The 19,449-nt window shown below is 65.5% G+C and carries 16 protein-coding genes; 4 read left to right on the forward strand and 12 right to left on the reverse strand.

Translation table 11 applies throughout. The features are described from left to right. Nucleotides 1-293 precede the first annotated feature (293 nt). The 10 genes from ACVILL_RS31240 to ACVILL_RS31285 all read right to left on the reverse strand — a co-directional run bounded on the left by ACVILL_RS31240 (nt 294) and on the right by ACVILL_RS31285 (nt 9,784). A complete protein-coding gene (locus ACVILL_RS31240) occupies nt 294-1,385 on the reverse strand; it encodes a sensor histidine kinase (RefSeq protein ID WP_456732573.1) in 1,092 nt (363 codons plus the stop codon). Continuing rightward, on the reverse strand, nt 1,382-1,822 hold the full coding sequence (locus ACVILL_RS31245) for a response regulator (protein WP_456732574.1): 441 nt from the start codon (nt 1,820-1,822) through the stop codon (nt 1,382-1,384). Before ACVILL_RS31245 ends, ACVILL_RS31240 begins: the two co-directional genes overlap by 4 nt. Further along, on the reverse strand, nt 1,819-3,348 hold the full coding sequence (locus tag ACVILL_RS31250; protein WP_456732575.1) for a sensor histidine kinase: 1,530 nt from the start codon (nt 3,346-3,348) through the stop codon (nt 1,819-1,821). Before ACVILL_RS31250 ends, ACVILL_RS31245 begins: the two co-directional genes overlap by 4 nt. A gap of 99 nt (nt 3,349-3,447) precedes the next feature. Continuing rightward, nucleotides 3,448-4,806 carry an acetyl-CoA carboxylase biotin carboxylase subunit gene (gene accC / locus ACVILL_RS31255; protein WP_456732576.1) on the reverse strand — a complete coding sequence of 453 codons (1,359 nt, stop codon included), beginning with the start codon at nt 4,804-4,806 and terminating at the stop codon, nt 3,448-3,450. Between the two features lie 24 nt (nt 4,807-4,830). Further along, nucleotides 4,831-5,334 (reverse strand): acetyl-CoA carboxylase biotin carboxyl carrier protein, encoded by a 504-nt coding sequence (accB, locus tag ACVILL_RS31260; protein WP_456732577.1) that lies wholly within the window; start codon nt 5,332-5,334, stop codon nt 4,831-4,833. A gap of 52 nt (nt 5,335-5,386) precedes the next feature. Further along, nucleotides 5,387-5,872, reverse strand: a complete 486-nt coding sequence (aroQ, locus tag ACVILL_RS31265; RefSeq protein ID WP_456732578.1) for a type II 3-dehydroquinate dehydratase — start codon at nt 5,870-5,872, stop codon at nt 5,387-5,389. A 334-nt stretch (nt 5,873-6,206) separates the two neighbouring features. Then, on the reverse strand, nt 6,207-7,001 hold the full coding sequence (locus ACVILL_RS31270) for a DUF1236 domain-containing protein (protein ID WP_456732579.1): 795 nt from the start codon (nt 6,999-7,001) through the stop codon (nt 6,207-6,209). Nucleotides 7,002-7,128: 127 nt separating this feature from the next. Then, nucleotides 7,129-7,296: a hypothetical protein gene (locus tag ACVILL_RS31275; RefSeq protein ID WP_456732580.1), complete on the reverse strand. Its 168-nt coding sequence runs from the start codon at nt 7,294-7,296 to the stop codon at nt 7,129-7,131. Between the two features lie 227 nt (nt 7,297-7,523). Beyond that, a complete protein-coding gene (locus ACVILL_RS31280; RefSeq protein ID WP_456732581.1) occupies nt 7,524-8,291 on the reverse strand; it encodes a DsbA family protein in 768 nt (255 codons plus the stop codon). An 86-nt stretch (nt 8,292-8,377) separates the two neighbouring features. Next, nucleotides 8,378-9,784 carry a M48 family metalloprotease gene (locus tag ACVILL_RS31285; protein ID WP_456732582.1) on the reverse strand — a complete coding sequence of 469 codons (1,407 nt, stop codon included), beginning with the start codon at nt 9,782-9,784 and terminating at the stop codon, nt 8,378-8,380. A gap of 240 nt (nt 9,785-10,024) precedes the next feature. Here ACVILL_RS31285 and ACVILL_RS31290 point away from each other — a divergent pair, with 240 nt between their 5' ends. Together ACVILL_RS31290 and ACVILL_RS31295 are read left to right on the forward strand one after the other, a co-directional pair. After that, the gene (locus ACVILL_RS31290) at nt 10,025-11,212 is read left to right on the forward strand and encodes a pyridoxal phosphate-dependent aminotransferase (protein WP_456732583.1); all 1,188 of its coding nucleotides are present in this window, start codon (nt 10,025-10,027) and stop codon (nt 11,210-11,212) included. A 184-nt stretch (nt 11,213-11,396) separates the two neighbouring features. Continuing rightward, nucleotides 11,397-12,731 (forward strand): dicarboxylate/amino acid:cation symporter, encoded by a 1,335-nt coding sequence (locus ACVILL_RS31295; protein WP_456732584.1) that lies wholly within the window; start codon nt 11,397-11,399, stop codon nt 12,729-12,731. A gap of 70 nt (nt 12,732-12,801) precedes the next feature. On the opposite strand, the gene ACVILL_RS31300 is transcribed toward ACVILL_RS31295, so the two are convergent. After that, nucleotides 12,802-14,034 (reverse strand): NAD(P)/FAD-dependent oxidoreductase, encoded by a 1,233-nt coding sequence (locus ACVILL_RS31300; RefSeq protein ID WP_456732585.1) that lies wholly within the window; start codon nt 14,032-14,034, stop codon nt 12,802-12,804. A gap of 105 nt (nt 14,035-14,139) precedes the next feature. Next, nucleotides 14,140-16,680, reverse strand: coding sequence for an Rne/Rng family ribonuclease (locus ACVILL_RS31305; RefSeq protein ID WP_456732586.1), 2,541 nt, complete (start codon nt 16,678-16,680; stop codon nt 14,140-14,142). 3 nt (nt 16,681-16,683) lie between these two features. On the opposite strand from ACVILL_RS31305, the gene ACVILL_RS31310 reads away from it, so the two are divergent. Together ACVILL_RS31310 and ACVILL_RS31315 are read left to right on the forward strand one after the other, a co-directional pair. Next, nucleotides 16,684-17,430, forward strand: coding sequence for a hypothetical protein (locus tag ACVILL_RS31310; protein WP_456732587.1), 747 nt, complete (start codon nt 16,684-16,686; stop codon nt 17,428-17,430). A gap of 629 nt (nt 17,431-18,059) precedes the next feature. Beyond that, a complete protein-coding gene (locus ACVILL_RS31315) occupies nt 18,060-19,385 on the forward strand; it encodes an N-acetylmuramoyl-L-alanine amidase (RefSeq protein ID WP_456732588.1) in 1,326 nt (441 codons plus the stop codon). Nucleotides 19,386-19,449 lie beyond the last annotated feature (64 nt).

A 19,449-nucleotide genomic window follows, 5' to 3' on the forward strand; every position in this document is an offset into this window, starting at 1 on the left:
CTGCTTCTTTCCAAAAACTGGCCTGCGCCCGAACATTGCGTGCCGCTCCCGCCAAGCTCAAGCATGACCCGGAAGTGCGAAGCGATTTTCCGACAAGATCATGCGCAATCAAGAAGCCAAAGCGCGATGACGCCTCAACCCGATCTCATCGCGCCCTAGAGGCGCCAGCATCGCAAAACACGTTCAGATATTTCTTAATTGATCAGGATCGGCTGGCCGCGTTCGATCAACAGCATGACGCAGGCGTTAAGAAGAACCTGACAAATCAATCGAATCCGCTGCAATAGTCCGCGCTAACTAGCGGCGGCGCTTGTCGATTTCGCCTGCGCCGGGCTGACGCGGGCGAACCGCACCACGAACCTCGTGCCCTTGTGGTCCGGGTCGCGCTCGACGCTGGCGTCGAGCTTGGCGGCCATTGCCGCGACGATCCGCTGGCCCATGCCGGTGCCGCGCGGATCGGCCTTGTCGGAGAAGCCCACGCCTTCATCGCTGATCGCGAGCAGCAAATCGTCCGCCTCGGGCTTCAGCTCGACATGGATCGGACCGGCGCCGTCGGGATAGGCATACTTCACGGCATTCATCACCAGCTCGTTGACGATGATGCCGATCGCGACCGCGCGATCGGGATCGATCTCGACCGGGTCGGCCTTCAGCGTCAGCCGCGACATCTTGTTGCCTTCGGCCGATCGCCTGAGATCCTCGAGCAGCGCCTCGAGGTACTGGTTGAGCATGACGGTCTTGAAGTCGTGCGAGGTGTAGAGGCGGCGGTGCACCTGCGCGACGGCGGCGACGCGGCCCATCGCATTGGTCAGCGCCGCCTTGACGTCCTGCTGGCTCGAGGAATTGGCCTGCAGATGCAGCAGCGAGGCAATGATCTGCAGCGAGTTGCCGACGCGATGGTTGACCTCGCGCAGCAGGACCTCGCGCTCCGCCGCCAGTGCCGCGTAGCGGTCGCGCGAGGCGTGCACCTCGGCCTCGGCCTCGTCGCGCGCCTTCTGGATCGCGGCCTGCCGCACCGCGCCGTTCACTGCGACCTGGAGCAGGGGGATGAATTCGCCCCTGACGTCCTTGACCAGATAGTCCGCCGCACCGGCCTTCAGCGCGGTGACGGCGATCGCCGAATCCTGCGCGGCGGTGACGAACACCACCGGCGGGGCGTCCGCAATCTTGAGGATCTGCTCCAGCGTCTCCAGCCCGTCGAGGCCGGGCATGTACTGGTCGAGCGCGATGACGTCGATGCCGCCCTGGGCGAGCCGGTCGAGGCCTTCCTGGCCGCTCGCGGCGTGCACGACCTTGTAGCCCGCGCGCGTCAGCCCGCGTTCGACCAGCCGCGCCAGGGCCGCGTCGTCGTCGATATAGAGCAGTGTCGGCGTTGCGCTGGTCATATGGCAGCCGGCGGCACCTGAATCACGGAAAAGAACAGGCCGAGCTGGCGAATCGCATTCGCGAAGCTTTCGTAGTTCACCGGCTTGGTGATGTAGACGTTGCACCCGAGCTCGTAGCAACGCTTGATCTCCTGGGAGTCGTCGGTCGTGGTCAGCACGACCACCGGCGTCGACTTGAGGTACTTGTTCTCCTTGACCCGCTTCAGAATATCGATGCCGGTCATGTCAGGCAGATTGAGATCGAGCAGGATGAGCAGGGCCTGGCCCTTGCGCTCGACCCCGCTGCCATCCTTGCCGAACAGGTAGTTCACGGCCTCTGTACCGTTGGTGAACGGAACGATCTCATTGTTGACACCTGAGCGCCGGATATTCCGCTCAATCAGGCGGGCATGGCCCTCGTCGTCCTCGATCATGATGATGGTGACTGGATCGCTCATGACGTTTTTTCCCGGTTCTTGCCTGACCACTTGACCGGCAGCGTGATCGTGAACGTGCTGCCGTTGTGAAGTTCCGATGCTACCGACATGGTGCCACCCAGTCTGCGCACAAGTGCACGGACATGGGCAAGCCCGATGCCCTGGCCCGGCTTGTCCTGGGTTCCGGCGCGGCGGAACAAATCGAAGATGCGCTGGTGATCCTTCGGATCGATGCCGCGGCCGTTGTCGGTCACCTCGAAGATCGCAAAGCCGAGCTTGGTGCGGCCCTCGATCGAGATCTCGCCGGGGACGCCGTCCTTCAGGTACTTGAGGGCGTTGTCGATCAGGTTGGAGAATATCTGTTCCAGCGCGAGGCGGTCGCTGACGATATTGGGCAGCGCGCCGACCTCGACGGTCGCATTGGCCTCGACGGCCTGGTGGGCCACCGTCTTGACGATGCCGTCGATCAGCTCGCGAAGATCGATGCGTTCGGGCTTGAACTCGCGGCGGCCCTCGCGGGTGAGATTGAGGATCGCGCTGATCAGGCGGTCCATCTTTGCGATCGACGATTTGATGAAGCCGATCGATTCGCTGAAATCGTCGGACAACTGCTTGTCGGAGCCTTCGAGCTCAGGCTCGGCGACGTCGGTCGCGTCTTCCGGCATCGCCGGCGCCAGCGACGCGGTGCGGTTGAGGGTCGCGATGCGCTTGAAGATGTCGCCGCGCAGTTCCTCCAGCTCGCTGGTGAAGCCCATGATGTTGACCAGCGGCGAGCGCAGGTCGTGGCTGACGATATAGGCGAAGCGCTGGATCTCCTCGTTGGCCTCGCGCAGGTCGGAGGTGCGCTCGTCGACGATGGTCTCGAGATTGACGTTGCTGTCGCGCAGCTTGGCCTCGGCCTCGTCGCGCGCCCGCGAGGAGTGCCGCAGCAGCACGACCGAGAGGGCGGCGAGCGCCAGCACCATGCAGGAGCCGGCGATGGTGACGGAGGAGGCCAGCACCTGGGTCTTGTCGGCGGTCGCAGTGCGCAATGCCAGCAGGCGATCCTCCTCGATGCGCATGTCACGGCCGATCCGGGCGATCGCCTCTAACGCATCGGTCGACGTGGCCTTGCGCAGGATGTCGATGCTGGTCGCCGCGTCGTTGTTCTTGACGCGCTCGATGCTGAGCGCGAACTCGGCCAGCCGTTGCTCGACGGCGGCTTTGAGCTTCGCGGCATTGGCGACCTGAGCCGGATTATCGACGGTCATCATCTGGAGATGACCGAGCGCAGCCGGGATTCCTGTCACAGCAGACTGGTACTCGGACAGGTACTGTGGTGCTGATGTCAGCAGATAGGCTCTGGTCGCGCTTTCGGCGCGCCTGACGTCAAGCAGCAGATTGGCAACCTGGCTCTCGGTTTCGACGGTGTGGACCACCCAGGCGTTGTCCTCGCGCGCCTTGTTGACCAGCAGGACGGATGCCACGCTGATCGCGACCAGCACGAAAAATCCCGCCGACAGCAGGAAGATCTGTAGCGTGGACCGGCGTCGTGAAACTTCCGTCACGACGGTCTCTTTGCAGGAGCGGGATTCAATGCGTCCCCGTGGAAAGCCAATAACCCTATAGTACGTCCGAGCGGGGGCTGGGTTCCACGGAGTTCCGAACTATTTTGCGACGTCGGTAGGCTGGCCGGCGAGATACTGCTCGAGCCAGTGGATGTGGTAGTCGCCTTCGATGATGTCGGGCTCGCGCACCAGCGCGCGGAACAGCGGCAGCGTCGTCTCGATCCCGTCGACCACCATTTCGTCCAGCGCTCGGCGCAGCCGCATCAGGCATTCGCCGCGGGTCTTGCCGTGCACGATCAGCTTGCCGACCAGCGAATCGTAATAGGGTGGGATCACGTAGCCCTGATAGACCGCGGAATCAATCCGCACGCCGAGGCCGCCCGGCGGATGGAATTGCGTGATTCGTCCGGGCGAGGGACGGAAGGTCTGCGGGTTCTCCGCATTGATGCGGCACTCGATGGCGTGGCCGATGATCGCGATGTCGTTCTGCTTGGCCGGAAGGTCGCCGCCGGCGGCAATCCGGATCTGCTCCAGCACGAGATCGATGTCGGTGATGCTTTCGGTGACGGGATGCTCGACCTGGATGCGGGTGTTCATTTCGATGAAATAGAACTCGCCGTCCTCGAAGAGGAATTCGATGGTGCCGACGCCGAGATACTTCATGTCCCGCATCGCCTTGGCGCAGGTCTCGCCGATCTTGGCGCGGGCGGCTGCCGAGAGCACGGGCGAGGGGCCTTCCTCCCAGACCTTCTGGTGGCGGCGCTGCAGCGAGCAGTCGCGCTCGCCGAGATGGATGGCGCCGCCGCGGCCGTCGCCGAGAATCTGGATCTCGATGTGGCGCGGCTTCTGCAGGTACTTCTCCAGATAGACCGAGGCATCGCCGAATGCCGATTTGGCTTCGTTGGCCGCGGTCGAGAGCGCCATCGCGAGGTCGGCCTCGGTGTGGGCGACCTTCATGCCGCGGCCGCCGCCGCCGGCCGCCGCCTTCACCAGCACCGGGAAGCCGATCTCCTTCCCGATCGCCAGCGCGTCGGCCTCCGAGGTCACCGCGCCGTCCGAGCCGGGCACCACGGGGATGCCGAGACGCTTGGCGGTCTTCTTGGCCTCGATCTTGTCGCCCATCAGGCGGATGTGCTCGGCCTTCGGTCCGATGAATCCGAGATTGTGATCGGCAAGGATCTCGGCGAAGCGCGCGTTCTCGGACAGGAAGCCGTAGCCGGGATGCACCGCATCGGCGCCGGTGATCTCGCAGGCCGCGAGCAGCGCCGGCACGTTGAGATAGGAATCCTTCGACGGCGGCGGGCCGATGCAGACGCTCTCGTCGGCGAGCCGCACATGCATGGCGTCGGCGTCGGCGGTGGAATGCACCGCCACGGTGGAGATGCCGAGCTCCTTGCAGGCGCGCAGCACGCGAAGCGCGATTTCGCCGCGATTGGCTATGAGGATCTTGTCGAACATCGCAGCGCCTGACGTTGACCGAAGCTATTCAATGATCACGAGCGGCTCGCCGAATTCGACGGGCTGGCCGTCTTCGACGAGGATCTGCGTCACGGTGCCCGCGCGCGGCGACGGGATCTGGTTCATCGTCTTCATCGCCTCGATGATCAGAAGCGTCTGGCCGGCCGAGACCTTGGTGCCGACTTCGATGAACGGCTTGGCGCCGGGCTCGGGCGCCCAATAGGCGGTGCCGACCATCGGCGAGGGCACGGCACCCGGGTGCTTTGCCAAGTCGGTCGCTGCGGCAACAGCGGCAGCCGGCACGGCCACTGCGGCCGGCGCGCCAACCGCGTGCACTGCGGACGGCACGGAGGCTGCGATGCTGATGTTGCGTGCGACCCGGACGCGCAGGCCTGCACGCTCGATCTCGATCTCGGTCAGATTGGTCTCGGCGAGCAGCAGCGCGAGCTCGCGGATGAGGGCGCTGTCGTCGCTCTTGGAGTCGCTCTTGGATTTTGCGGCTGATTTGTCGTCTGGCTGGCGCGCCATGCTCTGTGATCCAAAATCTCTGTCTGGTGACGGGGAACGTCAGGATTGACGATTAAGTCTTTGCCTTGGCGTCGATCTTGGCATCGGTCTTGGCACCGATCCTGGTGGCAAGGCCGATGATCGCGAGCCGGTAGCCGTCGATGCCGAAGCCGCAAAGTGACGCGAAGGCGGCTTTAGCAGTGAACGAGTGGTCCCGAAAGCTCTCGCGGGCGTGGATGTTGCTGACGTGAACCTCGACGGCTGGGATCCTGACCGCAACCAGCGCGTCATGCAGCGCGATCGAGGTATGGGAGTAGCCGCCGGCGTTGATGATGATGCCGACCGCCTTCTTGGCATGGGCTTCATGGATGAAGTCGATCAGTTCACCCTCGCGGTTGGACTGCCGGCAATCAGCGGTCAGCCCGAACTGGCGCGCGGTGTCCGCGCACACCTTCTCGACGTCCGCGAGGGTGGCATGGCCGTAGGTCTCCGGCTCGCGCGTCCCCAGCAAATTGAGGTTCGGGCCGTTCAGCACATAGATCGTTCCGGCAGCAGCCATTCCAGTGGTTCCGGCCAAAAGGGTCCGACAAGCGGTCCGAGGGGTTCCGACAAGGGGTGAAGTGGGCCGGGTTATAGGTAACAACCGGCCGCAGGGGAAGTCTTTAGGTGAAATCGGAACCTCTTCAACAGCTTCCTCCACCCTGTCAGGTACCTGCCGTAACCTGCGGAAATTGCTGATTAACCAAATCTCACGGAAGGCGTGTCGGGGCCGCGCTCCCGCCGGCCATCCACCGCCGTGTGTGCTGGTGGCCGAACGCAATACCCCGCCCCCTGAGGGGCGGGGCTGTGAATGCAGATGAGGGCCCTGGCGGCACCCTCCACCGAGGCCGGGCTTAGCCCTCGATGATGTAGACGATCTCATGGGTCTCCGGCTGCACGATCACGTAGCGGCCGTGGACCAGGATGAACTCATAGCCGCGCCATTGCGGATAGATCGTCACGACCCGCTCCGGCACCGGATAGAAGCGCACCTCAGCCGGCACGCGGGTGCCGACCGCCACGTTGAAGTTCACATTGGTGGTTTCGGTCACGTGCTCCGACTTGATCGCGGTCGAGATCTGGGTGCGCTTCTCGGCCGGCGGAGCCGCGGTGGCCGACGTCGCCGCGTTGCCGGTCGTGGTCTGGGTGCGGCTGCTGTCGGTCGGGCTCTTGGTCTGAGCGTTCTGGTTGGTCGTGGCGCCGCTCTTGTCGCGGCTTTCGGCATTCATCTTGCCGCTCTTGTCACGCTCTTCGGCTTTCATGTTGCCGCTCTTGTCACGACCCTCGGCCTTCATGTCCTTCGAGCTCTCCTTGGAGCCCTTGGTGGACTCGTTCTCCGAGCTCATGCCCTTCGACTTCTGGCTATTGTCCTGCGCACCCTTGGTGGCCGTGCCCGACTTGTCGGACTCCGCACCCTTCGTGCTCGAGGATTCACCGGTCGTGGAATGATCGGAACCCTTCATGCCGCCGGTATCGCGCTGCATCGTGCCCGACGACGCACCACCGGACGGTGCAGAGTGCTGCATGGTTGCGCCACCACCGGCGCCCGGAGATTCCTTGCCGGCGCCACCTGCGCCCTGTGCATTCGCGAAACCGGTGCCGGCGATCAGAGCCGCTGCGGCGACTGAAATCAGAAAGCGGTTAGACATCGAATTCCTCCTCGTTTTTCAGCATTGCCCGCGCCGACAACGGGAGAGAATGTGCGATGTTCCTGTTGATTTGCGGTTCCTTGTCCTTTGTATTTCTTGTGAATACGCGATGAATGCGCCGCGCGCTTCAACCGCAGGCCCAGTCGAACTCCATGCTCGCGAGATCGAGCTGGCCGTCGCCACCGCCGAAATTAAAGCTGCCGAAATGCTCTTCGATCTCGAGATAGGTCGCGCTGTATTTCGGCGTCCACTGGTTCGGAAACATCATGCCGCCGAGATGGTTGCGACCGAGCAACCGCTCGAGGCCGCGCGCACCGCCTAGCTCGCCATGGGGCGCGATGCAGTCGCCGAGCTCGCCCTTGTGCAGCAGATGGGGGCCAGGGACATGGCGCGCGGCTTCCGTTGTTGATGACGGCCCTTGGTGGCGGCCCAGCGCGGAGCTGGTTCGGTGACCGCAACAAAAATCCGGCTGCGTGGCAGCCGGATTTCGTTGAGTGAGACGAACGTCGCGGGAAAGGGAGATCAGCAGGTTGCCTTGCCGCAGCGGGCGATGCCGATCTTCTCCTTGAGATTGTCGACGCCGACCGCGCCGATCACCACCTGCTTGCCGATCACGTAGCTCGGCGTGCCGTTCATGCCCATCGACTCGGCGAGGCGGAAGTTTTCCTCGATGGTTGACTTCACTTCGGGGCTCGCCATGTCCTTCTCGAGCTTGGTCATGTCGAGGCCGACGTCCTTGGCGACCGCAAGCGCGCGCGCCTTGTCGGCGGCGCCGCGGCCACCCAGGAGCTTCTGGTGAAACTCGAGATACTTCTTGCCGGTCGGATCCTGCATGCGCACGGCGACCGCGACCTGCGCGGCCTCGACCGAGCCCTGGCTCAGCACCGGGAATTCCTTCAGCACCACCTTCAGCTTCGGATCCGACTTCATCAGGTCGAGCATGTCGGACATCGCGCGCTTGCAGTAGCCGCAATTGTAATCGAAGAACTCGACGAAGGTGACGTCGCCGTCCTTGTTGCCGAGCATGACGCCGCGCGGCGAGTTGAAGATCGTGTCGGCGTTCTTGGCGACGCTCTGCTCATGCTTCTCGGCTTCGGCGGCGGCCTGCCGCTTGCTCAGTTCGTTCATCGCCTCCTCGAGCACCTCGGGATGCGAGACCAGGTAGTTGCGCACGATGGTCTCGATGTCGCCACGCTGGGTGTCGTTGAAGCTCTGCGCGGACGCAGTCAGCGGCGCGGCGCAAACGCCGAGCGCGAGCAGGGCAGGGGCAAGAAAACGAAGCGCTGGCATGACAAAATCCTTGTTCGAGGTGGCCCGAAATTCGGCGGGGCCGAGGGCCGGTTTCGGTGATCGTTGTATGGAACTACGGTTTATTTCTAGTTGTTTTTCTGACCCGGCATGGGCTTGGCGCTCACAATGTCGTCAGCTTTGACCCAGCCGGGAGTGCCGATCGCGAACCGCGTCTTGGCGCGTGACGCCAGCTCGCGCGCGGTCTTGGCGTCGCCACGGAGATAGGCCGCCTGTGCCGAGGCAAGGTCGGCCTGGGCATAGTCGCCCTTGCGGCCATAGGCCATCGCGAGCTGGGTGTAGCCGAGCGGCGCCTCGGGCTCGCGCGCCACGGCGGCCCGCAGCATGTTGATCGCCTCGTCGGTGTAGGCCTTGTTCTCGGAGGCGACCATCGCCTGCCCGAGCAGCATCTCGATCAGGGGCGAATTGCCTGATAGTTGCACCGCGCGGCGCAGCGGCGCGATGGCCTCGGCCGGCCGGCCGCCTTCGAGCAGCGCCTGGCCGCGCAATTCGTAGAAATAGGGATTGTTGGGCTGCACCTGGATCAGGCCGTCGATCTGCGCGATCGCCGAACGCAGATCGCCGTGCAGATAGGTCGTGATCGCGCGGGCATAGCGCGCCGGCAGGCTGGTGTTGGTCAGGGGATAGCGGCGGTAGACCGTGTCCTGTCGCTCCATGAAGCCGGAAATCTTGGCGCGCATCATGTCGTGACGCAGCTGCAGCGCCGGATCGTCTTTCTTGTCCCAGTAGGGGCTCGAGCGCGCCAGCTCCTCGAGCGCCGAGACGCGGTCGACCGGCATCGGGTGCGACTGCAGGTAGGGGTCGGCGCCGCGCGAGGCGAACAGGCTTTCGTCGGTGAAGCGCTTGAACGTCTCGTACATGCCCTTGGCGGATTGTCCGGTCGCGTTCAGGAACTTGACGCCGGCGCGGTCGGCGTTTTCTTCCTGCTGGCGCTGATAGGACAGGAGCGAGCGCTGAACGACCGATTGCGGCGCCGAGATCGCTGCGGCGCCGGCGCTGGAGAGGCCGTTGCCGCCGCTGCGGCCGCCGGCACCCGCGGCGATCGCACCGACGCCGAGCAGCATCGCAATGATCATCTGGGTCTGCGCCTGCGCCAGCTGCTCGCGCATCTTGGCGAGATGGCCGCCGGCCAGATGGCCCGTCTCGTGCGCCAGCACGCCGATGATCTGGTTCGGCGTCTCCGATTGCAGCAGCGCGCCGTAATTGACGAAGATGCGACGGCCGTCGGCGACAAAGGCGTTGAACGAGCCGTCGTTGATGATCACGATCTGGATGTTCTGCTTCTCCAGACCGGCGGCGCGCAGGATCGGCCTTGTGTATTCGCGCAGCAGCTGCTCGGACTCGGTGTCGCGCAGCACTGGCGGGCCCTTCTGCTGGGCGCGCGCCGGGACGACGGGGCCGACCGCGAGCGCCACCGCGGTCAGCAATGCGGTGAGCTTGAAGGTCCCGGTGCGAAGCGTGAGGCGGAACAGCATGGGTGAGCTATCGGCGACGGCCGGCCGCGCCGGCGCAACGGCGGGGTCCGGGCCCGATTGGGTCGGGCGCGTGGCACAGTCTGTTGTTTTTGCAGTTCTTCTTCACGCGTACCGGGTATGCCCTGGGGGTATTCACTTGGCCTGAAAGCGTTATAAGGAGCCACCGAATGCGGCCAGTCTGGGGCGGCCGCAACTAGCGGGAACCCGAATTCGGCAGCGGCCGTGCAATAGCAGAAATCCATGCGTGAAGCGACAGCGAGAGACCGTGTGAGCAGCCTTTTGACAGCGTCCGGCCGGAGCGATGTTCCGCCGTTCATGGTGATGGACGTGATGGCCGCCGCCGCGCGAATCGAGGCGGCCGGCGGCCACGTCATCCACATGGAGGTGGGCCAGCCGGCCGCGCCGGCGCCGAAGCCTGCGATCGCGGCCGCGCAGGCCGCGCTGGTCGACGGGCGGATCGACTACACCTCCGCGCTCGGCATTCCCAGTCTGCGCGCGCGCATTGCCCGCCATTACCGCGACACGTATGGCTGCACCGTCGATGCGGAGCGCATCATCGTCACGACCGGCTCGTCGGGCGGATTCATCCTGGCGTTTCTTGCGATGTTCGAGCCGGGCGATCGCGTCGCGGTCACCGTGCCCGGCTATCCGCCTTACCGGCACATCCTGACCGCCCTCGGCTGCGAGCCGGTGCTGATCGAGACGTCAGGCGACACCCGTCATGCGCTGACCGGCGAGGCGCTGCTATCAGCCCATCGCAAGGCGCCGCTGAAGGGCGTGCTGGTCGGCAGCCCCGCAAATCCAACCGGCACCATGATGTCGCGCGAGGCGCTGTCGAGCCTGATGGCCGCGGCCGACAGTGCCGGCATCCGCTTCATCTCCGACGAGATCTATCACGGGCTCGACTATGCGTTCCCCGCGGTGACCGCGGCCGAGCTCTCGCCGAACGCGCTCGTGATCAACTCGTTCTCGAAATACTTCTGCATGACCGGCTGGCGCGTCGGCTGGATGGTGGTGCCCGACACGCTGGTGCGGCCGATCGAGCGGCTGCAGCAGAACCTGTCGATCTCGGTGCCGACGCTGTCGCAAATCGCCGCCGAAGCCGCCTTCGAAGGCCGCGAGGAGATGGAAGCGATCAAGCGCGGCTATCAGGAGAACCGCCGCATCCTGATCGAGGGGCTGCCGAAGGCCGGGCTGACCAAGTTCCTGCCGGCCGACGGCGCGTTCTATCTCTATGCCGACGTCTCCGACTTCACCTCCGACAGCTTCGCCTTCGCCAGCGAGATGCTGGAGAAGGCCCACGTCGCAGCAACCCCGGGCGTCGATTTCGATCCGATCCACGGCCGCGCCTTCATCCGTTTTTCCTATGCACGCTCGGCCGCGGACATGCAGGAAGCAGTTGCACGGATCGCTCGTTGGCTTAAATAGCCCGCGAACCTCAAGAGCCTTCCGTCTTGTCGGTCAGTCCGTTTCACAGCCCGGTGCGCTTGTTTCGGCAGAGCCGCACGCGACAGATCGCCGCGGATAAACGGCAAGGCCCACACAGTTCCATTTGACTTGAACGGCCAAGTTGATCTTGGCTATTTCCGCCATTTCTGAGGGGGAGTGACACATGGCAACGGCAACCGTTGCCACGGCTTCACCGGCGAGCGCCGGTAGCAAGCCGTGGTACAAGATTCTCTATGTCCAGGTCCTGATCGCGATCGTGCTCGGCGCGCTGGTCGGCGCGTTCTGGCCCTCGCTTGCCACCAACGAGTGGATCAAGGCGCTCGGCGACGGCTTCATCAAGCTGATCAAGATGGTGATCGCGCCGATCATCTTCTGCACCGTGGTCTCGGGCATCGCGCATATACAAGATGCCAAGAAGGTCGGCCGGATCGGCGTCAAGGCGCTGGTCTATTTCGAGGTGGTCTCGACCTTCGCGCTGGTGATCGGACTCCTCGTCGGCAATATCGTGAAGCCGGGTGCGGGCTTCGGCAATGCCGCGGCGAGCGCGCAGGCGGTTGCCGGCTACGCCAAGCAGGCGGAGGCGCAGAAGAGCGTCGACTTCGTGCTGCACATCATTCCGGACACCGCGGTGGGTGCATTCGCGCAGGGCGAGATCCTGCAGGTGCTGCTGTTCTCGGTGCTGTTCGGCTTTGCGATCATGGGCCTCGGCGAGCGCGGCCACACCATCCGCTCCTTCATCGACGACGCCGCGCATGCGGTGTTCGGCGTTATCTCGATCGTGATGCGGGCGGCGCCGATCGGCGCGTTCGGCGCGATGGCCTTCACCATCGGCAAGTTCGGCACCGGTGCGATCCTCAACCTGATGGGGCTGATCGCGACGTTCTATCTGACCGCCGCTCTGTTCGTGTTCGTGGTGCTCGGCATCATCGCGCGGATCGCGGGGTTCTCGATCTTCAAGTTCCTGGCCTACATCAAGGACGAACTCTTGATCGTGCTCGGCACCTCGTCGTCCGAGAGCGCGCTGCCGTCATTGATGGAGAAACTCGAACGTCTGGGCTGCTCGAAATCCGTGGTCGGCCTCGTGGTGCCCACGGGCTATTCGTTCAACCTCGACGGCACCAACATCTACATGACGCTGGCGACGTTGTTCATCGCGCAGGCGCTGGGCTACGACCTCTCGTTCAGCCAGCAGCTCACCATCCTGGTCGTGGCGATGCTGACCTCGAAGGGCGCATCCGGCATCACCGGCGCGGGCTTCATTACGCTGGCGGCGACGCTTGCGGTGGTCGACCCGCGGCTGGTGCCGGGCATGGCGATCGTGCTCGGCATCGACAAGTTCATGAGCGAGTGCCGCGCGCTGACCAATCTGTGCGGCAACGGCGTCGCCTGCGTGATCGTCGCCTGGTGGGAGGGCGAACTCGACCGCGACAAGCTCAACGCCAATCTCTCAAGGCAGATTGACCCGACCGACATGGAGACCGCGCTGACGACGGACTAAAGATCCTTGTTTTGACGCATTTTCTTCACGCGAACCGGGGTCCACTTCGCTCGAAAACGCTTTGTCGACGTCAGAATCGGTCCAGCCGATACGGCGAGGTGTCCACGGCGGATGCCTCGCCGTTCATCGTTTCGGCCAGTACTCGCGCGGTCGCGGGGCCGAGCGTAAAACCCTGATGGCCGTGGCCGAAATTCACCCACAACCCGCGATGACGCGGTACAGGCCCGAGCACCGGCAGCATGTCCGTCGTGCAGGGGCGGGTGCCGAACCAGGGTTCGGGTTCGACGCGGCTGCCGATCTCGAGCAGCTCGCGCGCGGCAGCTTCCGCATAGCCCAGCTGGATCGGCGTCGCCGGCGCGTCGGGGCCGGTGAGCTCCGCGCCGGTGGTGATGCGGATGCCCTTGGCCATCGGCGCCATCGCGTAGCCATTCGCGGTGTCGACCAGCGGCAGGTCGAGCGATCGGCCGCCCTGATAGTGCATGTGGTAGCCGCGCTTGCGCACCAGCGGGATCCGGTAGCCGAACTTGCGCAGCAATTGCGGTGACCACGGCCCGAGCGCGACCACGACGTGGGCGGCGTCGATCCGGTCGCCTGCCGTATCGACCGACCAGCCGGATGTCGTCTGCGTCAGCGTCTGCGCGTCGCCGTGCAGCAGCGTCCCGCCGAGACGCTCGAACAATCCGGCATAGGCCGACACGAGCCCGCCGGGGTCCGACACGGTCCACGGCCCGAGCCAGTGAATGGCGCCGGGCAGGTCGTCGCGCAGCAACGGCTCCGCCCTGGCGAGTTCGCGGCCGTCGAGCACGCGAAACTGCACGCCGAACTCGCGCCGGTTCTCCTCGGCCGTTGCGATCGCCTGCTCCAGCGCTGCCGGGTCGCGATGCAGCAGGCGGTAGCCGGCGCGACGGATCAGGTTGTCGGCGTGCGCGTCGCGGATCAGCGTGTCGTGCTCCGCCGTGGCGTGGGCGATCAGACGTGCCCAGGCGAGGGTGGCTTCGCGGTGCCGCTCCGGCGTCGAGTTCCGCCAGTAGCGCAGCAGGGGACCGGCATGCTGCGGCAGCGCGGCCAGCCGATAGTGGACGTCGTTGGTGCGCCCCATCGCGATCCTGGCGAGGATAGCGGGATCGCGCGGCATCGGGTAGGGCCGCACCGCCTCGCTCTGGATGATGCCGGCGTTGCCGTAGCTGGTCTCGCGGCCGGGTTCCTTGCGGTCGACGAGCGTGACCGACCAGCCGCGGCGTTGCAAATGCAGCGCCGTGCTGACGCCCACCATGCCGCCGCCAAGAACGATCGCGCTTTGCATTGGGATCCGTCTCCGTCAGGCTCCGTTACGCCGGCGTCTGACGAACGGTTGGCCTGTTCAGTAAAAACGCCCGGCGCGAGCCGGGCGTTTGACTTGCGAGGGGTTTTAGTTGCCGCCACCGAAGCGGCGCGACCACCAGCCCTTGCGGGCCGGAGCCTCGGCCGCAGCGGTTGACGCCGGCTCCGGTGAAGCGGCTGCGGGTTCAGGGGCAGGCGCCGCTTCCTCGGCCGCGCCCTGAACCAGCGTGGGCGCTGTTGCCTCGGGCTGCGGGCTCGACGCGAAGCTGACCTTTTCGCGCACCGTCGAGCGGCGCCGCTGCGCGCGGTCGCTTTCAGCGGCCGTATCCTCGACGGCTGCGGTGGCAGCCTCCGGGGCAGGCGCCGAAACGGGCTCAACCGGGGCGGCGGCCTCGATCGGCTGCCATTCCGGCGGTGCGGCGACCAGCTCGGGCTGTACGAGCGACGGAGCCGGCTCCGCGTCATGGCTGTCGAAATCGGCGACCGCGTCGGTCGCTTCGGGCGCCGGCGACGGGCTCAGCTCATCGGAGATCGATCCGGCGAGACCGTCATCCGGGCCGCCAGTGCCGCGCCGGCGCCGGCCGCCACGACGTCCGCGGCGCCGCGGGCGGCGATCGCCGTTGCCGGCCTGGTCGTCGCGGGCTGCGCCCTGCGCTTCGTCGCCTTCATCGTCTTCGCCTTCGGCATCGGAGGCGGCAGCCGCCTCTGTGCCCTCGGGCAGGACATGCATGAGGTCGCCGTCCTCGCGCGGCTGCTGCGCGCCTTCGCGCGCTTCGCTGCTGCCACCGCGGCCGCGGCGACGGCGGCGGCGTTTGCGGCGCTGGCCGTCACCTTCGCCCTCGGCGGCACTTGCTTCTTCGCCGGCCGCCCGGTCGTCGGCGAGGCCTTCGGTCTCGTCGGTCTCGATCTCGGCCTCGTATTCGAACAGCTCTTCCTCGTCATCGACCTCTTCGGCCTGCGCCGGCGCGGCGGCCGCCTGTGCGGCAAGCAGCGCCTTGGCGGCTTCGAGCGTATGCACCTGCTCGCCGCGATCGATGATGTAGGACTGCTGGCCGTGCACGGTGGCGTCGGCGACGATCGACAGCGAGACGCGGAAGGAGTCTTCGAGGTCGCGCAGATGGCCGCGCTTGTGATTGAGCACGTAGAGCGCGACGTCGGTGCGGGTGCGGACCACCAGATTGTGGGTCGCGCCCTTCATCAGGATTTCCTCGATGCCGCGCAACAGCTGCAGCGCCACCGACGAGACCGAGCGGACATGGCCGCTTCCGCCGCATTGCGGGCAGGGCTCGGTCGAGCTCTCCAGCACGCTGGCACGGATGCGCTGGCGCGACATTTCCAGGAGGCCGAAATGCGAGATGCGGCCGACCTGGATCCGCGCACGGTCCTGGCGCAGGCAGTCGGACAGCTTGCGCTCGACCGCGCGGTTGTTGCGCTTCTCGTCCATGTCGATGAAGTCGATGACGATCAGGCCCGCGAGGTCGCGCAGGCGCAACTGGCGGGCGACTTCTTCCGCCGCCTCCAGATTGGTCTTGAGCGCGGTGTCCTCGATATGGTGCTCGCGCGTCGCCCGTCCCGAGTTGACGTCGATCGACACCAGCGCCTCGGTCTGGTTGATGACGATGTAGCCGCCGGAGCGCAGTTGCACGGTCGGCGAGAACATCGCGTCGAGCTGGCTTTCGACGCCCATCCGCGAGAACAGCGGCTGGCCGTCGCGATATTGCTTCACCGCGCGCACATTGGCCGGCATCAGCATCTTCATGAAGTCGCGCGCTTCGCGGTAGCCGGCTTCGCCCGCCACCTGGATCTCGTCGATCTCCTTGTTGTAGAGGTCGCGCAGCGAGCGCTTGATCAGCGAGCCTTCCTCGTAGACCAGCGTCGGCGCCTGCGACTTCAGCGTCAGGTCGCGCACCGTCTCCCACATCCGGATCAGGTACTCGAAATCGCGCTTGATCTCGGGCTTGCTGCGGGAGGCGCCGGCGGTGCGCAGGATGATCCCCATGCCCTCGGGCACGTCGAGATCCTGCACCACTTCCTTCAGCCGCGAGCGGTCCTGGGCCGAGGTGATCTTGCGGCTGATGCCGCCGCCGCGCGCGGTGTTGGGCATCAGCACAGCGTAGCGGCCGGCGAGCGACAGATAGGTGGTCAGCGCGGCGCCCTTGTTGCCGCGCTCTTCCTTGACGACCTGCACCAGCATCACCTGTCGGCGCTTGATCACTTCCTGGATCTTGTACTGGCGGCGGGGGCGGAACGGACGCTCCGGAACCTCCTCGAGCACGTCGTCGCCGCCGACGGATTCGACGACATCTTCTTCCTCGCCTTCTTCGCCGTCATCCTCGTCGTCATCTTCGCCGGCCTCATCGCTGAGCGCGGCTTCGGGCGCGACATCCGCCAGCGAAGCGTATTCGACGGCCGCATGCTCGTCGGCCGCGGCGTGGACGTCGTCGGCAGCCACATGCGGCGCGTCGTCGGCATGCGCGGCGTTTTCCTCGACCTGCTCCTCATGGGCCCGCTCGGGCTCATGAATGACCTCGGCGGTCTCGACGGTCTCGGGCTCTGCCGACGCAACAGAGGCTTCGACCACCGCGACGACAGGGTCGGACGAGGTCTCGGCGGCCGGCGCCTCGCTCACCTCATGGGCGTGGCCGTGATCGTGCGCATGATCGTGGTCGTGGTGATCGTGGTCATGATCATCGTGGCCATGATCGTCGTGACCATGGTCATGGTGCTCGTGATCGTGGTGATGCTCGTGGTCCTCGTGATGCGCATGATCATGCGCCTCATACCCGTGACCTTCACCTTCGTGGGCGACCACGCCATGATCGTGATGCTCGGCATCGACGGGCTGTTCGTGCGCCTCGACCGCCGGCAGCGCCTGCGCCTCGCCGGCGCCCTCGATCACATCGCTCTGGACGCGGTCGCCATGGCCGCGGCGGCGGGCGTTGCGATGGCGCGACCGTCGGCGATGGCCGCGGTTCTCGTGCTCTTCCTCGGCCTCGCGATGGGCGCGCTCGTCGGCCTCGATCAGCGCCTGACGGTCGGCGACCGGGATCTGGTAGTAGTCGGGATGGATTTCGCTGAAGGCCAGGAAGCCGTGCCGGTTGCCGCCATACTCGATGAAGGCAGCCTGCAGCGACGGCTCTACGCGCGTGACCTTGGCGAGGTAAATGTTGCCGCGCAGCTGCTTGCGCTGGGCGGTCTCGAAATCAAACTCTTCGACGCGATTGCCACGGACCACAACGACCCGGGTCTCTTCCGGGTGGGTGGCATCGATCAACATCTTGTTGGGCATTTTGGAGCTCTTGACGGCGGCGGGCGCGGATCATGGCGCGCGCAAACTGCGCCGCCCGGTGACGCGACGGTCCACCTGATTCGGGGGTGAGGGGAAGGCCAAAACGCGTCTCGCGGCGCAGCGCCGGACGGGAACCCACCGGGATGATGCGACGGGCGAAGTTTTCACCTCGCGTCAGCGCGATCATTGGGGGGATCCTGGTCGGCAATGCAGTCTGGCGCATTAAGCGTCGGCCCGTCTAAACATGTTGGCGGCGAGAAATTCCGCCGTATCTTTTGCTGAAAGCCCGGCTCGGCGCCGAAGCGCCTGCCGGCCATCGCATATCGAGACCCCTAAGGAATCCCCCAAGGGACCGGATAATCGGTTATGCCGTGTCTCAAACCGTCCCTCTGGCGAGGGAGTGTGCCTGGGACCGGACGCCGCTCGGGCTCGAATCCGCCACTCCATGTCAGCCGCGCGCGGCGCTGGCTGGGGAGGGACCGGAAAAACACGGCGGGATCTTCGACTTGGAAGGTTCCACCGCTGCACCGGGAGGCTGAACGCGACACAACCGGGGAGTACTAGCCGTCAGCACTCCGTACATACGTGGATTGACCGCCGCGTGCAAGCGAAGCGTCACGCCGCCGCAACACTCGGTTCTTTTCGCCTGGGCGTCATTAGGGTGCGATTAACCGTGCGGTTCTAATGCGGTAAGAAGCAGCTGGGAGGCTCCGAATCAGGTGGAGAACCGCGCAAAACACCTTGTTTTTCTGGGATGCGGGCTGTTGTGCGCTGCAGCATTGGCGGTTGCCGTCGTTAGCGCCCCGAGCGCGGCCGAAGGACCGCAAAACGCCCAGCCAGCCCAGGCGGCCAATGCCCCGGCAGTCGGCGCGGCGGACTTTCCGGTCGCATCCGGGGCCAGGGTCGCCGGCGATGACAAGCAGACCCGATTCATCCTCGACCTCGACCGCAAGATCGAGTTTCGCGCCTTCCCATTGGCCGACCCCTACCGGGTCGTGGTCGATATCCCGCAGGTCAATTTCCAGCTCGCCGCCGGCACCGGCTCGGCGGCGCGGGGATTGGTGAAGGCCTTCCGCTATGGGCTCGTGATGCCCGGCGGCTCCAGGATCGTGTTCGACATGACCGGCCCGGTGAAGATCGTCAACTCCTATGTGCTCGACGCCGCCAACGGCCAGCCGCCGCGGCTGGTGCTGGACTTCGAGCAGGTCGACCGCACGAGCTTCGTGCAGTCGCTAGCGTCCGAGAGCAGGCCCGAGCTGAAGCCCGCGATCTCCGAATCGACCACGGCGACCATTCCGGCGGTCACCACGACGGCGCTGCCGCCGGTCACCACCACGGACTCTCGTCCGCTGATCGTGATCGACCCCGGTCACGGCGGCATCGACAACGGCACCCAATCCGGCGACCAGACCGAGAAGAACCTGGTGCTGGGCTTCGGCCTTGCCCTGCGCGACCGCATCGAGAAGTCGGGCAAATATCGCGTGGTCATGACCCGGTCCGACGACACCTTCATTCCGCTCAACGACCGGGTGAAAATCGCGCGCTCCCAATCCGCATCGCTGTTCGTCTCGATCCATGCCGACGCGCTGCCGCGCCGCGAGGGTGATGCCCAGGGCGCCACGATCTACACGGTGTCGGACAAGGCCTCCGACGCCGAGGCCGAGCGGCTGGCAGAAGCGGAAAACAAGGCCGATGCCATCGCCGGCGTCGACCTGACCGACGAGCCGACCGAGGTCGCCGACATCCTGATCGACCTCGCGCAGCGCGAAACCAAGACCTTCTCCAACCGTTTCGCCCGTCTTTTGATGGACGAGATGAAGACCACGGTGCGAATGCACAAGCACCCGCTCAAATCGGCCGGCTTCCGGGTGCTGAAGGCGCCCGACGTGCCGTCCGTGCTGGTCGAGATCGGTTACGTCTCCAACAAGGGCGACCTCGAGCACCTGGTCTCCGAGAACTGGCGGAACAAGGCCGTCGGCTCGATGCTCCAGGCGATCGATGCGTTCTTCGCCAAGCGGCTGGCAACTGCCGGGCCGGCAAAGTGAAATCGCCCGGCCGAAAAGCCGGGGCCGTTGCGCCGAAGCCCTAGTTTGGCCACAGCGGCGACGG

It is taken from the genome of Bradyrhizobium sp. USDA 3364, from assembly GCF_054056355.1.